Raw genomic sequence first — 17857 nt, forward strand, 5'->3', positions numbered from 1 at the left:
AATGCAGTACGGCGAAAGGACGGTATATGTGTGAAGTCCGCTATGCCCCTAATGGTCCGGCGGAAATAAGCAGATGGAGAGATGGTCATGAAAATAACGAAGCGTCTGGATTTATTTAACGAGTCGATGAACTTGATGAACACATTCCTTCTGAAATGGTTAGGCAGCCAGCTAAAACAATTAGGAGTGTACCCGGATTGTAATTTGGAAATCAACGGGATACGTGTGAACGGGAAAATTAACAGCATGTACATGAAGTGGCTAAACGAAAGTTTAGCCATACTGGCTAGAAACGAGGAGTCTAGTTTTATGCCATTAGATGAACTTGTGGAAGAATGGGACAAAAAAAAGAAGGAATGGATTTTGTACAATCCAGATTTACAATCCAGAATTCATCTGTTAGAGCCAATGTTGTTTCATTTGCCGGGTATTCTGAGCGGGGCTTATCCTGCTACCGATATTATGTTTCCGAATGGATCTATGAAGCTGGTGGAGAATGTTTACCAGAACAATCCTGTTGCCGACTATTTTAACGATATTTTGTCCGATCAAGTTGTTGCATATGTTACGGGTTGTATCGATCGAAACTTGTCTGCACGTATTCGCATATTGGAAATCGGGGCGGGCACCGGGGGGACCAGCGAGGCGGTGTTAAGCAGACTGGAACCTTTTCAAGAATATATTGAAGAATATTGCTATACTGACGTATCTAGAGCTTTCCTCATCCATGCGCAGGAGAAGTACAACTCACGAAAAATACCGATGACGTATAAGCTTTTGAATATTGAAGAGCCTGTTGCCGCACAGAACATTGATGAAGGTGGTTTTGATTTGATTATCGCCACTAATGTGCTGCACGCCACTCACAATATAAGGCACACATTAAGGAATGTAAAAGCTTGTACGTCTCGGAATGGATGGCTTCTTTTAAATGAGGTTACCGCTAATACCCTATTTACGCATTTGACTTTTGGTTTGTTGGAAGGGTGGTGGATGTATGAGGATACGGCAGTACGTATCCCGGGGTGTCCGGGGCTTTATCCTGAAATGTGGGAGAAAGTGCTGCATCATGAAGGGTTTCATTCAGTAACTTTTCCTGCGGCAGGGGAACATCGATTGGGACAACAAATTATTCGGGCTGAAAGTGATGGCGTTATTCGTCAAAAAAAGCAGCTAAATATATCGCTTAGGGGCGGGCAACACGAAGAGACAGAGATTTACACACGTCAGCGATGGAATCAGGTGCCAGTAGCGACACATATGCCTCAAATTAACGGAGGCCTGTTTCGTCAAAAAAGTGAACACTTCTTTAAAACGCTAATTGGCAAGGTGTTTAAAATTCCTCCAGAGCAGTTGGACAGTGAGAAGCCTTTAGCCGATTACGGTCTGGATTCTATTCTTGTGGTTCAATTGACAAGTGAATTCAAAAAAATAATGAAAAATGTAAGCAGTACTTTATTTTTTGAGCACTCAACGATCCATGAATTGGTGGATCATTTTATCCGTACAAGAGAAGCAGATTTAATAACACTTGTCGGTATTGAAGAGGAACCGAAGGGGGAGCGGGCGATACAGAATTATACAACCCTAAATTCCCCCAATGTACGAATACGGACCAACGCTTTTGAAAATCATCGCTATCTGCCTGCTGAGCTTGATTTTAAGCCAGATGAGGACTCTAATTTTGACCGTGAAGTGGCTGTAATTGGTTTGTCCGGACGTTATGCGCAAGCTAAAAATATTAATGACTTTTGGAATAATATTCAGAAAGGGAAAAATTGTATTCAGGAGATTCCACAGAACCGATGGAATTGGGCGGATTATTTCAAAGGAGCGAAAGGTACGAAAGGATCAATTTATACAAAATGGGGTGGATTTATTGAAGATGCTGATAAATTCGACCCTTTATTTTTTCGTATATCCCCCCGAGAAGCAGAATTAATGGATCCGCAGGAACGCGTTTTTTTGGAAACTGTTTATACCACAATTGAAGATGCAGGGTATACTCCTACTTCTCTCGGTGATCATCAAAGAGTCGGGGTGTTTGTGGGGGTTATGAATGCACATTATCCGACAGGAGCTTCATACTGGTCTGTCGCTAATCGAATCTCGTACACTCTTGATTTCCGGGGGCCTAGTCTAGCGGTAGATACGGCCTGTTCTTCTTCGCTGACAGCTCTTCATTTGGCGATAGAAAGTTTGCGAAGTGGAACTAGTGATTGTGCTATTGCAGGTGGAGTTAATTTGATTGTAGATCCCGCCCACTACTTGAAATTAACTGACATGAATATGTTAAGTAAAGGTCAACAATGCAAGTCTTTTGGTGATGAGGCAGATGGCTTTGTTGATGGTGAAGGTGTAGGAGCCGTCATTCTAAAGCCTCTCCATAGGGCAGTAGCAGACGGTGATCATATTTATGGAATTATTCGTGGAAGCATGTTGAACTCTGGAGGAAAAACTAACGGCTATACGGTGCCTAATCCCGCGGCACAGTCGCAAGTTGTTTCCGATGCACTGGAACGCGCTGGAATTCATCCAAGGTCCGTTAGTTATGTGGAAGCGCACGGTACAGGAACAGCTCTAGGTGATCCCATTGAAATAGAAGGCTTGAAGCAGGCCTATGAAAAATCTACCTTTGACAAGCAATTTTGTTCTCTTGGCTCTGTTAAGTCCAATATCGGACATTGTGAAAGCGCGGCTGGCATTGCGGCTTTAACCAAAGTATTGATGCAAATGAAGCATGGTCAATTGGCTCCAACGCTGCATTCAAAGACGCAGAATCCGGAGATCCCATTTGAGGATACTCCTTTTGTACTCCAGCAGGAATTGGCAGAATGGAAACGACCTCAGATTGAAATGAATGGTACGGTAAAGGATTCTCCGCGTATTGCAGGCATTTCATCCTTTGGAGCCGGAGGAGCGAATGCACATGTACTGGTGGAGGAATACATTCCGCAGGAGAACCGTATGGACCATTTCGGCGCTGCGCCACGCACCCCCGTGATGATTGTTCTGTCAGGCAAGGATGAGCAGCGGCTGCAAGAGCAAGTGCTCCAATTGCTTGAGGCGATGGAGCAGGGAGATTACGGTGACGACGAGCTGGAGTCCATCGCCTATACCCTACAGGTCGGACGGGAAGCCATGGAAGAACGACTGGGACTAATCGTGGAATCCGTCTCGGATTTAGCAGCACAGCTGAGGGAATATGCGGAGCATCAGAAAGCTGGCAGATGGTTTCGTGGAAATGTCAAGCGCTACAAGGAAACGATATCCGCCCTGGAGACAGATGAGGATATGCAGGAGACGATCCGTCAGTGGATTTATAAAGGGAAATATGCCAAGCTGTTGGATTTATGGGTTAAGGGCTTGAGCATGAACTGGCAGGCGCTGTACGGAGAAAACCGGCCGCTCCGAATCAGCCTACCCACCTATCCATTTGCGCGGGATCGGTACTGGGTTCCGCAGGCGGAAGGGAAGGAAGCGACCGGGCGAAGCCGGGAGGATACGGATTCTCGATTGCATCCGTTGCTGCACCGGAATATCTCGGTATTGTCGGAGCAGCGGTATGCTTCCACGTTTAGCGGTGAGGAATTTTTCCTGACGGATCACAGAGTGCAGGAACGTAAGATGCTGCCAGGGGTAGCCTATCTGGAAATGGCCCGAACAGCGGTGGAGCAGGCGCTGGAGGTGAAGCCAGGAGAGTGGCTTACGCTGCAATTGCAGCAAGTAACCTGGATGCAGCCCATCACAGTCGAAGAGCAGCCGGTGGAGGTAAGGCTCCGACTGATGGCGGGCGAGGAAGGTGACATCGGTTATGAAATCTACAAGGGATCAACGGAAGATGTGGTGTACAGCCAAGGAACCGCTCGTGTGGTGACCAACGTGAAAAGCGTGCGGGAGGATATAGCGAAGCGGATTGCGGAGCACCGGGCTGCGGGTGCACAAGAGGTGCCGATTACCGCCTGTTACGAAGCGTTTGGGGCGATGGGGATTGAATATGGAGCAGGCCAGCGCTCGCTGGAAAGCGTACAGGCTGGAGCGGGTCAGGTATGGGCGAGAGTGTCGTTGCCTCCTAGTGTGTCGGCAACAGCCCACGATTACGTGCTTCATCCCAGCTTGATGGATGGGGCGTTGCAGGCGGTCATTGGGCTGACCCTACTGGCGCCGCAAGAAAACACAGCGGGCGCTCCAGCCCTGCCATTTAGCCTGCGGGAGCTGACCGTGTACGGTCCGTGTACGAGCCAGATGTGGGTACACATAAGCGAAGAAGGGGAACGAGTACAGGAAGAGCGAGTGCAAAAACGGAGTGTCGATGTCTACGATGACACTGGCAGGCTATGCGTAAGTCTACGCGGATTTACCTCACGGCTGCAGGGAGGGGGCTCGCGTTCTTTAACGCAGTCTTTGATGTATCCTTTGGCGCAGTCTGAAGTAGAAGTAGAAGCAGCAGAGACCGTGATTGTAGCGCCCGTATGGGAGCCGTGCAGGATCACGGAAGGAGCGGACCTTTCCGGGTCTGCTGGAAGCGGCATAGTTCTGATTGGCGGGAGCCGGGAGCGCCGGGAAGCCGTGATGGCATACTACCCGCAGGCGCAGGTCGTGCCTATCCAGACAGGAGAGCCGGTGGAGGACATTCAGGGGAAACTGGAGGCTTGCGGAAGCATCGGCCATGTAATCTGGATCGGCCCGGAAGCGGAAATCCCAGCCATGGGAGAGAAGCGGATAATTGAGGGTCAAGAAGACGGGGTAATCCAGTTATTCCGACTCGTCAAAAGTATGCTGCAGCTGGGGTATGGACAGCGGACGCTAGAATGGACGGTCATTACGGTTCAAGCCCAACCGGTAAATAAGTACGACGAGGTCGATCCGACCCACGCGAGTGTACACGGTTTTATCGGTTCGATGGCAAAGGAATATAGCCACTGGGAGGTACGGTTAGCGGATATGGAAGCGGGAGTGGAGTGGCCATGGTCTGAGCTGCTGTCCCTGCCGCCCAATGCAGAAGGAGACGGGCTTGTGTACCGGGAAGGAGAATGGTACCGCCAGGAACTTGTCCCTGTGACGATGGAAATGGGTTATCCGACGCGCTACCGCCATGGGGGCGTGTATGTAGTCATAGGGGGAGCGGGCGGATTGGGAACCGTCTGGAGTGAATATATGATCCGTACGTATCAGGCGCAGATCGTTTTGATCGGGCGGCGAGCAGAGGATGAAGCCATACGAGGCAAGCGGGAACGGTTAGCGGAGATAGGACCCGAGCCGATGTATATCGCAGCGGATGCGATGGACGAGACCGCCTTGGGAGAAGCGTGCCGAGCAGTGCGTCAGGCGTATGGAGATATCCATGGTGTGGTACACTCGGCGATCGTGCTGTCAGACCGGAGTTTGGGACAGATGGAGGAGGAAGAATTCTGTAAATCGCTGCAGGCCAAGGTAGATGTGAGTGTACATCTGGCGAGAGCATTTCAAGGAGAAGCATTGGATTTTGTATTGTTCTTCTCTTCCTTTAACGCATTCACCAAGGCAGCGGGGCAAAGCAACTATGTGTCAGGCTGTACCTTTAAGGATGCATTCGCGCACCAGCTATCTGTAGAGTGGTCGTGTGAGGTGAAGGTGGTGAACTGGGGGTATTGGGGCCAGGTCGGGGTGGTATCAGGGGAACGATACCGCAAGCAGATGGAGCGGCTAGGGATCCAATCCATACGGACGGAAGAGGGGATGCGAATATTGGAGCAACTGGTAGCGGGACAACTGCACCAGTTGGGGGTCATGCGAACGACAGATCCGTTGGGAATCAAGAAAGTGAGCTGGGAGAAGCAAATTGTATACACTCATTAACAAGGAGGACAACCATGAAGAATGGTGAGCAATTTGACATTTACCGAGAACAAATAAAAGCCGTAGATAGACTTTTAATTCAGATATTACAGGCTCAGCTGCAAGCTGTGGGGCTGCTGAACGCAAATCCAGAAGATGATCGTTTGTGGGTAAGATACGGATTAAAGGAGTTATATAGGTTATGGATGAAAGAAAGTTTGGATATCTTTACTCGTAATCCAGCCGTTGTCTCTACCGTATCCGATATTCAAGAAGTTTGGGAGAAATGGGAACAAAGCAAACAGCATTGGACTAAAGATGCTAATTTGAGAGCCCAGGTTCTACTGGTTGAAGCTACGTTAAAAGCACTGCCAGAGATCTTAACCGGAAAAGTTCCAGCAACTGACATTATGTTTCCCAAAGGTTCCATGCACCTTGTCGAAGGTATTTACAAGCATAACAAGGTTGCTGACTATTTTAATGAAGTGCTCTCGGATCAGGTAACTGCTTTCTTGCAACACAGACTAAAGCAACATAGAGGAACAAAAATACGTATTCTGGAAATTGGTGCAGGAACAGGAGGAACAACATCAATAGTTCTCGATAAACTAAAGCCATTCCAACAATATATTGAGGAATATTGTTATACAGACATTTCTAAAGCTTTTCTAAAGCATGGGGAACGAGTTTATGGAGAACAGAATCCTTTTCTGAAATTCGAGGTTTTAAATATTGAAGAAGCCGTAACCGAGCAAGGGATTGAGGTGGGGAAATATGACATTGTCATTGCGGCTAACGTATTGCATGCTACCCGGAATATCCGAAGAACCCTGCGCAATGCTAAGAGCTTGATCTCTAATAACGGTCTGATTCTCTTAAATGAAATTTCAGATAAATCCATCTTTACTCATCTGACCTTCGGTTTGTTGGAGGGATGGTGGATGTATGAAGATCCTGCCGTACGTATTCAGGGATGTCCAGGCTTATATCCAACTCAGTGGAAAAAACTATTGGAAATCGAAGGGTATCACCATGTTGGCTTTTTGGCAGCGGAAGAAACCCAGCTTGGGCAGCAGATTATTAGTGCGCAAAGTGATGGTATAGTTCAAGTCACTCGAGGTACGAAGCGGGACAGGGGAAGAACGTCGGTTTCAAGTCAGCCATCATCTGGTGCCTCAATACAGACCAATCTTAAATCGAATGGAATGGATATCGAAGTATATGTGAAAGAATGCATTGTCCATACATTATCAGAATCTTTAAAGGTAATGGCTCACCTGATTGACCATGATGATTCGTTCTCCGATTTCGGTGTCGATTCTATCACGGGAACACAATTGGTGCAGAGCATTAATCGCATATTGCACATCGAACTTGAAAACACTGATCTATTTGATTACAACTCGGTTAATTTGCTTGCAGCATACATCTTGTCACAGTATAAGGATGTTTTGTCACCGGTACTCCCTTCTCGGCTGCTGTCTCCTTCAGAACAGAATGTGCAGTATTTTGTAAAACAAACTCTGCTTCAACATTTGTCCATTACTCTTAAAGTTGAAGTTAATATGATAGATTCTGAGGAGTCTTTTTCTGATTATGGTATTGACTCTATTACGGGAGTCCAATTTATTCAAGCGATTAACCATACGCTTGGCATTGAATTGGAAACTACTGATTTATTTGATTATAGCTCGATTCGCCAATTGTCCTCCTATATTTTGTCACAGCATCAGGGCGTAGTTGCACGGACATGGACCACCCGGTTTCAATCTGACGGCTTGTCTCCAAAAGAGATATCTGCCAACGAAAAAACAACAAAAGCAAGCGACAATGCCGGTCTACCTGCTAGAAATGACTCTATTTTAAATAAAAAGATTTCTGAAGGAATTCCAATACAAGATAAAAAAGATGATATCGCCATAATCGGTATGAGCGGGCGCTTTGCCCAGTCGGCATCGGTTGAGGAATTGTGGGATCACTTAGTTCATGGAAACGACTTGATTCAGGAGGTATCCCGGTGGAATTTATCCGATTATTACGATCAAGGTAAAGGGTATTGTAACTATGGCAGTTTTATAGAAGATATTGACCGATTTGATCCCAGATTTTTTAACATTACAGGACTGGAAGCTGCATACATGGACCCGCAGCAACGTATTTTTCTCGAAGAATCTTGGAAAGCCTTGGAGGATGCCGGATATGCGGGTTCAGGGGTACAGGGTAAAGACTGTGGCGTTTATGTAGGTTGTGGTCCTTCCGATTATACAGAATGGATCGATGATAACCCTCCAGCCCAAGCCTTTTGGGGAAACGCCAGCTCTATTCTCCCTGCCAGAATCTCTTACTACCTAGATTTGCATGGACCAGCGATTGCAGTAGATACGGCTTGTTCCAGTTCACTGGTAGCGATTCATATGGCCTGTCAGGGGCTCTGGACGAGAGAAATAGACATGGCCTTGGCGGGCGGCATATTTGTTCAGACAACTCCCAATTTTTATGTGCATTCCAATCGTGCCAATATGTTGTCCCCAACTGGACGGTGCCATGCTTTTGATGATAAAGCAGATGGATTTGTGCCAGGAGAAGGAGCGGGTGTAGTTGTTCTGAAGCGTTTAGAGGAGGCTATTGCCGATGGTGACCACATATACGGTGTCATTAAAGGTACTGCGGTCAATCAGGATGGTTTTACTAATGGGATTACAGCACCAAGCGCGAAATCTCAGGAACGTTTGGAACAGACTGTATTCGACCGTTTTGGGATCCATCCAGAAAATATACAAATGGTTGAAGCGCATGGGACAGGCACACAGCTAGGTGATCCTATAGAGTATAAGGCCTTGAACCGGGCATTTTCCAAATACACTAATAAGAAGAGCTATTGTGCATTAGGTACCATTAAATCGAATCTTGGTCATACCCAATATGCTTCTGGTATAGCTGGAGTGCTGAAAATATTACTTTCTTTGCAGCATCGTCAAATGGTTCCTTCCCTCCATTATCAACATGGAAACATGAATATTAAAATGGACAATAGTCCCTTCTATGTGAATACAAGTTTCAAGGAGTGGTCTGTTCCTTGGAATACAAAACGTTGCGCGGCTATAAGCTCTTTTGGATTCAGCGGTACCAATGCTCATATGGTGATTGAAGAAGCTCCTGAAATGAATCGGTATTATGCACCTGTCTCCAGTTATTTAATCGTTCTGTCTGCACGGACAGAAGAACAGTTGCAGCAGCAAGCCCAGCAATTGAGCACTTATTGTAAGAAGGAGGAAGAGCTGGATTTAGGTAATATGAGCTACACCTTGTTGCTGGGCCGTAAGCACCTTGATCATCGGCTGGCATGCATTGTAAGTCATACGAATGAGCTTGCTAATATACTGGATAACTGGCTGGAAACGGGAAGAACTGCGAATATGTATGTTTCTACCCTGAATGGATCTGAGATTAGGGATGATCCGGAATTAAAACAGCATGGAAACGAATGCATTATGAAATGTATAAAAGAAAATGATAAAACTCTTTTTGCTAGAAATTTGTCTGCTGTAGCTGAATTGTATATGCAGGGATACGGGCTGAATTACCATCAATTATTTGTAAATGGGGGATATTCCAGAGTTTCATTGCCCACTTATCCTTTTGGCAAGGAAAAGTTTTGGGTGCCCCAAAAACAAACTATCTCAGATACAGCTACCATTGCTCCAGATTCGCGGAAAGCTAATATGGACGATCATCACAGATCAGAAACTCGAAAATTGTCATATACAACGAAGCAATGGGCAGCAAGTCCGCTTGTCGGAAAAAATGATGCTGTTGGTACAGTTGCAATCTTGTCCACTCATGATACAGGAGAGCTTGCAGCCTGTCTGGCTTCTTATTTTTCAGATGTGCGAATATTAGGTAGAGATGAAATTAAAGATGATCTGTTGATGCAGGATCACATGTGGAATAAGTATACGGGCTGTATTGACCTGATTGGCTGCGGTTATGCTCAGGAGCCGGAAGTTGAATACATTTCCTGGCTGCAAAAGCTTATTGAGTATGGGAATAGAAACAATTTGATGTTGCTTTGTGTTACAAAAGACTTGGAATCTTATCGGAATGAAAAAATCAATTTATCAGGAGCTTTGAACGTTGGTTTGTATCGCATGCTGCAAAGTGAGTACAGCTATATCCGCTCACGTCATATGGATGGACAATCTGGAATGGCTGATAGATTGTTTGCAGAGCAAATTGCCTGCGAATACATGGACAACAATGAGGATACTGAAGTGTCTTACCGCGATGGACAGAGATATTGCGCGTTTTTGAATGAAGTCAACGTACAGCATAATCCAGTTCATGAACGGAAATTCCCCGAAAATCATGTTTTATGGGTGACAGGGGGAACGAAAGGACTGGGCCTACTCTGTGCACGTCACTTTGTACAGCATTATGGCGTGAAGAAGCTGATGCTATCGGGTAGGGAACAACTGCCACCGAAAGAGCAATGGAATTCGCTTGAGGCAGTTGATAGCGCAACTGCTGCAAAGATACGGGCAATCCAAAGTATCGAACGCCTTGGAGTAGAAGTATTTGTCCTGTCGGTTGAGTTATCAGACGCGGAGGCCATGCGAATTACTGTGGAAACCGTCAAGCGTTTTATGGGCCCTATTGGTGGCGTCATTCATTGTGCGGGTTTGGCCGATTTGGAAAATCTGGCTTTTATAAGAAAATCTCCACAGGTGATAGGACAGGTATTGAATCCCAAAGTGTTGGGTCTAAATGTCATGTATCAAAGTTTCATGAACGAGCCTCTGCGCTTCTTTGTGCTATTTTCTTCAGTGTCTGCCATTATTCCAGCACTTGGTGCAGGGATCAGCGACTACGCAATGGCCAATGCATATATGGATTATTTTGCCGAGTCGGTAGCAGGAACTTGTCCGATAATGAGTATCCAGTGGCCTAGCTGGAGGGAAGTGGGTATGGGAGAGGTCACCAGTAAACCATACAAACAAGCAGGTTTGCTCAGTATGTCCAACGAAGAAGGATTGAATATGTTGGACAGTCTTTTGGCAGATTCCCGCTATCGAGTCATTCTTCCTGCATGGGTAAATCCGGTTATATGGGACCCTACTCAGTTAATGAACCGCAGGCTCTCGGCAACAGAGTTCGTAAAAGAGGAAAGAGGACCAGTACAGGCTCCCATGCAAATGCTAGGAAGTGGGTATCTGGATAAAATTGATCTTACGGAAAAAACACAATCATGGTTGGTTTCACTTTTTGCCAAAGAATTGAGAATTGACAAAGCCGAATTCAAACCGGATACTCCATTTCAGGAATATGGAATGGATTCGATTTTGCTGGCTCAGGTCATCACTAGAATGGACTATGAATTAAAGGAAGTCTCGCTTGATCCGTCCATAATTTTGGAGTATCCAACCATGAAAAGCTTGACAGCCTATCTAACTGAGAATCACCCGGATATACTTGAGTCTTTTTTTAACATAGAAAAAAGCCAAGCACAGGAAGCAACAAATACGGAATGTGAGCAGAATCCCGTTTTTTCCTTATTAAAAGAAAATACAGCATTAAAAGAAAATAAATCGTTCTTAGACAGGAAAGAAAATGATTTAGATAAAAACGATAAAATAGCTATAATAGGAATTGATTGTCAATTCCCGGATGCTCATAATAAATATGAATTTTGGCTTAATCTGAAGAATGGTATGGATAGTATACGTGAAGCCCCCATCTCAAGGGTGGGACATATTAGGCAAACGGTCGCCGGAAAAGCAATTGAGGGTGTGGGCGGATTTATGGATCACATTGAGGATTTTGATCCGGATTATTTTAACATCCCTCCATCCCTTGCCATACAAATTGATCCGTTACAGCGTAAAATTCTGGAATGTGGCGCGGGTGCGATTGCAGATGCCGGATATACAAAAGAAGCTTTATGGAATAAGCAAGTGGGTGTATTTGTGGGCGCGAGAACCAATAAATATTATCAAAAGCTAAGAGGAAACGATAAAGATACCATTATCGGTGTCGGTCAAAATTTTATTGCTGCCCATTTGGCTCATGTCTATAATCTGAAAGGTCCTAATATGATAGTAGATACAGCTTGTTCCAGTTCATTAACTGCAATACATGTAGCGGCCAAAAGCGTATTGAACGGTGAGAGTGAGATTGCGCTGGCTGGAGGGGTGGACATTATTTTGGATGGGACCATATACCAACTTCTAGGAGCCGCTAATATTATATCCCCTGAAGGGCGCTCTAAGGCATTCAGTGCCGATGCTAATGGTATTGGTGTGGGCGAAGGATGTGGCGTAGTCGTTCTAAAGCGTCTGCAACAAGCCATCAAGGATAACAATAAAATCTATGGGGTCATTGACGGATCAGCGCTCAATAACGATGGAAATACCATGGGTATTACTACTCCAAACCCGGAGGCCCAGAAGGAACTTATTGAAAAAGCGATTGCAGATGCCCATATTCATCCTGAGACTATCAGCTATGTGGAAGCCCATGGAACGGGTACCCTTATCGGTGATCCTATTGAACTAAAAGCATTGACAACTGTGTTCTCAAAGTTTACAGGGAACAAACAGTTTTGCGGAATTGGTAGTGTTAAAAGTAATATTGGACACCTGATTAGCGCAGCAGGGATAGCAAGTTTCATCAAGGTTTTACTGTCCATGAGTAGTGGAGAGCTGCCAGCAACACTGCATTGCAGCAATCCCAACCCCCGGTTTAATTTCGATGACTCTCCGTTTTATATTGTAAAGCGCCATTCGAAGTGGACAGGTATAGCGGGAATTTTACGTGCAGGTATCAGTTCGTTTGGGCTTGGAGGGAATAATGCTCATATCATCGTAAGTAATGAGGGAGTTCCACATGCACTTCAGGCTGTATTGAGTTCAGATGATGAAGGGATTCGCTTTAACCGCCGGCGTTATTGGCCAGAGCCAATGGATATTCTGGAATCGATAAAACCGGTCACGCGGAAAGCGGAAGAATGGAAGCAGGAATTTTTTGAACCCATTGAGATTTATAGGGAGGGGAAACTGTAATGAGTAAAGGAACAACTCCCAAAACCTATGCACAGCGGCTAACTCATAACAATTTAATTGTACGGGATCATCAAGTGCACGAAATACGCACGTTGCCCGGGGTGGCTTTACTGGATATGATCTATAGACTGGCAGATTGCTATTTAGGAACCCAGGCCATCGAATTACGTCATGTCCTGTTCATGCAGCCTATCATCACATCCGAGTATTTTGACCAGCAGATTCTAGTTACTTTCATTCCAAAGGAACGGTATTGGGAGGTGAAAGTGACCAGTATAAAAGTAAAGAATGAGGAAGCTGTGGATACATCTGAGGTTATCAATATGAATTGTTTGTTGTATACAACAGAGCATATTTCCATAAACCCATGGCCCGATATTGCCGCCTTCGCGGATGATGCCACAGAGCAGTGGGATATGGAGGAGATGTATGAACTGGCCCGCCGATGTAAAATTCGGCATTTCACCTTTATGAAAACACTGGGGAACGTCTACCAACGGGGCAATCAGGAAGTAATGAAGCTCCAGCTAAGTGAGCTAGCGAAAAATGATGCCGATTATTTTTATGCGCATGCTGCATTGTTGGATGGGGCATCGATGGCAGGAATGTCTTTTTCCAAAAATGGAACGCAACATTGGGTGAACCAGGATGGTTCGCCCTATATGCCTATTTCAATTGAACGATTTTGTATTTATCAAAGGCTTCCGAGCACCATCTATACGTATACAGAGGAACGAGAAGTTGTAGACGATCTACTGATCAATCCAGATCTCATATCCCGAGATATCACTGTATATAGTGAGGCAGGAGAGGTGGCTGTTGAATTCCACAATTTTTCAGTTAAACGTATCCGAGACGCCCAACTGATTCAAAAACTGATGGAACCTGTGGTTTCTCCGCCTGAGGAGAAGGATAAAGCGCAATCTGTTCAACAAAAAAAACTTGTTTCGAAAGATAGATATGTGGGAATAGAAGAAAGCGAATTCTCTTTTTTAACTACTAAAATCGCTATTGAGAATTTCCTGCGGCAAGAGATTGCCAAGGTACTCAAGGTAGATGCAGATACGATAGAAGTGTGTGCAGGATTTTACGAATTAGGATTGGATTCTATCGAACTGCTCCGATTGGTTAAAGTACTGGAGGAAAGAGTAGACACGATCATGTATCCCACTTTGCTATTTGAGTTTTCCACAATCGACAGCCTGACCGGATATTTACTTGAAAATCATGCTCAAGCGTTCAATGAAAATGTGGGGAGCGAGGACAATTCTGATACGCCCACTGTACAGAACGAACGTACTCTTAAAACCGCTATTGAACGTTATTTGCAAGAGGAGATTTCAAGGGTTCTTCAGGTACCTGCCAGTGAGATTGGAACACAACAAGGGTTTTATGAGCTTGGATTGGATTCCATTGAATTGTTGAAGCTGGTAAAGGTTTTAGAGGAGAAAGTGAGCGGAGCATTATACCCTACACTTTTGTTTGAGTATCCTAACATTGCAGCATTAGCTGAATTTTTATTTGAACATAGCGGGACTGCGTTCATAGAGGAAAAGGAGGAGCATACAGACCAGGGACAGCAAGTTGCTGTCGATCCACAGTCTAGTTTGCCTCAAGCATTACTTTTTGAACATTTCTGGAGCCGTGAATCGATACCGGCAACCCAAGTGCAGTATCCTGAATATCTCCATATCACGCTAATGTATAACGGAAGCAAAAAGCTGTTATCTTGGTTCGAACGGCAAAGTAACGATGCATGGAAAATATTGGACTTTAATTCTGTTAGTACACAGTCCATCCATCAATTTGAGGATTGTTTTGAACAAGTTTTTTATCTTATTCAGACGCACATTAAGAAATCAGGAAGTTCAGAAATCCTGATTCAGCTTGTTGCTGATGTGGATAAAGACCATAAAGCTGTATATGCGTTGGAGGGTTTACTGAAAACAGCTTCTTTAGAAAATCACAAAGTTCATGGTCAAATTATTATGATTAGACATATGGCCACAAGGCAGGCTGCGGAAATTAGGGATATTTTAATACAGGAAGCCCATCATCTCGAAGAGGGTGCCCGGACAGTTTTGTATCCAACCGATTCTACTGAACGTTTTGTCAATAAACTGTATGAAAAAAAGTTTCAGGAAATGGCTTCTCCCTTTAAAGAGCAAGGTGTATATGTAATTACTGGTGGTCTTGGTGGATTAGGATTTCATGTTGCCAATCATTTAGCTAGATGTAAGGTTAAGATAGCATTGATTGGAAGATCCGGGTTAACTGAGCCACAGAATAGGCAAATGCGCTTATTAGTTCAAATGGGCGCAGAAGTCCGGTATTATCAGGCTGATGTTGGTGATCTGGGTGCTATGGAAAAGATAATGGCCAATATTCGTGATCATTGGGGTTTTGTAACGGGAGTGGTTCATGCTGCAGGTGTCGTAAAAGATCAGTTTATTATCAATAAACAAATGCATGAAGCACATGAGGTGTTTCGACCCAAAGTCAGTGGTATCTGGAATCTGGATCAGGCAACAAAGCATGATGCGCTGGAATGCTTCGTCATTTTTTCATCTGCTTCAGCCGTTACCGGGAATTTGGGGCAAGCCGATTATTCGAGTGCAAATGCATGGATGGATGCATTTGCATGGGAACGGCAAAGTCGGGTAGAACAGGGAGAGCGTTTTGGACAGACCATTACGGTGAATTGGCCACTGTGGTCCGAAGGCGGTATGCGGATCAGTGAAGATATGCAGGATCTGCTGTACAAAGCCGGAGGAAGCCAAGCGCTGCCCACGGCCGATGGACTTCGTATACTGGATGCTGTGTTGGCAAGTGGAAGCACTCATACAGTGGTGCTCTATGGCGATGTTCAGGCAATCAAGGAGCAGATGAAATCTATTATAACGGTAGATCCAGGTATTTCTGTTGGGTTAACGGAAATGAACACGGGCCGGGAAGACGAAGCTGAATCAGTTGTTAAGAAAAAGTGGGGTCAAGATGACGATATCGCTATTGTGGGACTATCCGGAAAATATCCAATGGCAGATAACATAGAACAATTATATCTTAATTTAAAAGAGGGGAGGGATTGTATTTCCGACATTCCTACCGAGCGTTGGCGAGACAATAAACTGTCTTATGATGTTACAGAGATCTATAATTACGGTGGTTTTCTGGGCCGAATTGATGAGTTTGACCCGTTATTTTTCAATATATCAGCTGCGCAAGCGGAAATGATGGACCCACAGGCAAGAATGTTTTTGCAGACAGCTTGGGAAGCTTGTGAAGATGCGGGGTTTTCGCTTGATAAAAGTCATCATCAATATCCTTCCACCAGTGATCAGAGTGTTGGGGTATTTGCAGGGGTATTTTGGAATAACTATGAACTGTTTAGTGCGGAGATGACGCAGCGTGGAACGCCGTTGGCATTTGGGATTGCCGCTTCATCAATAGCTAATATGGTTTCGTATTGTCTGAATTTTCATGGGCCATCTATAGCTGTAGATTCGATGTGTTCTTCTTCTCTAACTGCTATTCACTTAGCATGTGAGAGCATTAGACAGGGGGAATGTGATTATGCTGTTGCAGGTGGTGTTAACCTGGTTACTCATCCGCACAAATACCTTTTTTTGAAGCAAGCTCAGTTTCTCTCGACTGACGGCAGATGTCGAAGCTTCGGTAAGGGCGGAGACGGATACGTTCCCGGTGAAGGGGTTGGAGCAGTTCTTTTAACTAGTCTATCCAAGGCAGAAAAAGAAGGTTATCCCATCTATGGAATCATTAAAGGGTCTGCAGTGAACCATGTTGGGAAAACTTCGGGAGCTACGGTGCCGGACCCTGTAGCCCAATCGGAAGTCATTTCAAGCGCTATTAAGAAATCAGGGGTTGATCCTCGAACTATTGGTTATGTGGAAGCCCATGGCACAGGGACCTCATTAGGGGATCCGATAGAAATGCGTGGTCTTGAATTGGCTTTTAGTGAGAGTGGGTTTAACAAACAACAGTGTGCGATAGGGTCTATTAAATCGAATATCGGACATCTAGAAGCCGCTTCGGGTATTGCAGGACTAACTAAGATTTTACTTCAATTTAAATATAAGGAGCTATTTCCTTCACTGCATGCCAAGGAAATCAATCCCTATATTGATTTTAAAAATTCATTTTTTCAAATTCAGCAACAACATGAAGCATGGGTAGCGCCAGAAATCGAAATGAACGGAGAATACTCTTCTTTCCCTAGACGGGCTGGTATAAGCTCGTTCGGCGCAAGTGGAAGCAATGCTCATCTTATTCTGGAAGAATATGTACCCTCAGAAACGAAGGGAACAAGCACGCTTTCAGGCACAGAAACGTCTGTTATTGTTCCACTTTCAGCCAAGAAAGAGGAAAACCTTAAGCAGATCGTGTGTAATCTGCTCCAATTTCTAAAGATTCATAGCTTATCAGAGCGGGGAGCAAGCTATGAAAGACTTAGGGAACTGGCCTACACGCTACAAGTTGGACGGGAGTCCATGCCTGTGCGAGTTTCATTTGTTGTTTCTTCTGTGGATGAGCTGCAGTATAAGATGGCGCAATTTATTCACGGAGAAGAAACAGCGCCAGAGAGAGCATGGACTCATGATTCAGACAAGTTGGATTTTATTTTGGAGACATACATCGGTTCAGGCGATATGGAAGGTATAGCTGGGTTGTGGGTAGGAGGTTTGCATGTTGATTGGAACAAGTTATACGGGGAAGATAAGCCGCATCGCCTTCATCTGCCGTCATATCCTTTTACCAAAGAACGTTACTGGGTTCCACATGAGACGGTCCACCCAGCAATTGAAGGGCCTTTGTTCAATGTTGCTACAACTGCAGCCATACCATTACACCCTCTACTAAGAACGCGTTCCATGATTGTAAAACATGAAGATAGACTTGAGAATTGCTGGAATTTCGCTGAGCAGACAGAAATATAGTTAGATAAAAAAATAAAACAAAACAAA

Annotated in this window: 3 protein-coding genes; all 3 read left to right on the forward strand. The window is 45.0% G+C overall.

Annotated elements, in window-relative coordinates:
• The first annotated feature begins 87 nt into the window (after positions 1–87).
• Genes B4V02_RS06325 through B4V02_RS06335 form a run of 3 tightly spaced genes read left to right on the forward strand, consistent with a single transcriptional unit; the run spans position 88 to position 17830 of the window.
• On the forward strand, positions 88–5838 hold the full coding sequence (locus tag B4V02_RS06325; protein WP_167383748.1) for a type I polyketide synthase: 5751 nt from the start codon (positions 88–90) through the stop codon (positions 5836–5838).
• Positions 5839–5852: 14 nt separating this feature from the next.
• Entirely contained in the window at positions 5853–12875 is a 7023-nt protein-coding gene (locus tag B4V02_RS06330) for a beta-ketoacyl synthase N-terminal-like domain-containing protein (protein WP_094154142.1), read from the forward strand.
• The gene (locus B4V02_RS06335; protein WP_094154143.1) at positions 12875–17830 is read left to right on the forward strand and encodes a type I polyketide synthase; all 4956 of its coding nucleotides are present in this window, start codon (positions 12875–12877) and stop codon (positions 17828–17830) included. The genes B4V02_RS06330 and B4V02_RS06335 overlap by 1 nt, the downstream gene beginning before the upstream one ends.
• The last annotated feature ends 27 nt before the right edge of the window (positions 17831–17857 follow it).

The organism is Paenibacillus kribbensis, from assembly GCF_002240415.1.
GTDB lineage: Bacteria > Bacillota > Bacilli > Paenibacillales > Paenibacillaceae > Paenibacillus > Paenibacillus kribbensis.

Excerpts from the sequence above, each read along its gene's own strand:
- B4V02_RS06325 (WP_167383748.1), top strand. The coding sequence starts at position 88 with ATGAAAATAACGAAGCGTCTGGATTTATTTAACGAGTCGATGAACTTG.
- B4V02_RS06330 (WP_094154142.1), top strand. The coding sequence starts at position 5,853 with ATGAAGAATGGTGAGCAATTTGACATTTACCGAGAACAAATAAAAGCC.
- B4V02_RS06335 (WP_094154143.1), top strand. The coding sequence starts at position 12,875 with ATGAGTAAAGGAACAACTCCCAAAACCTATGCACAGCGGCTAACTCAT.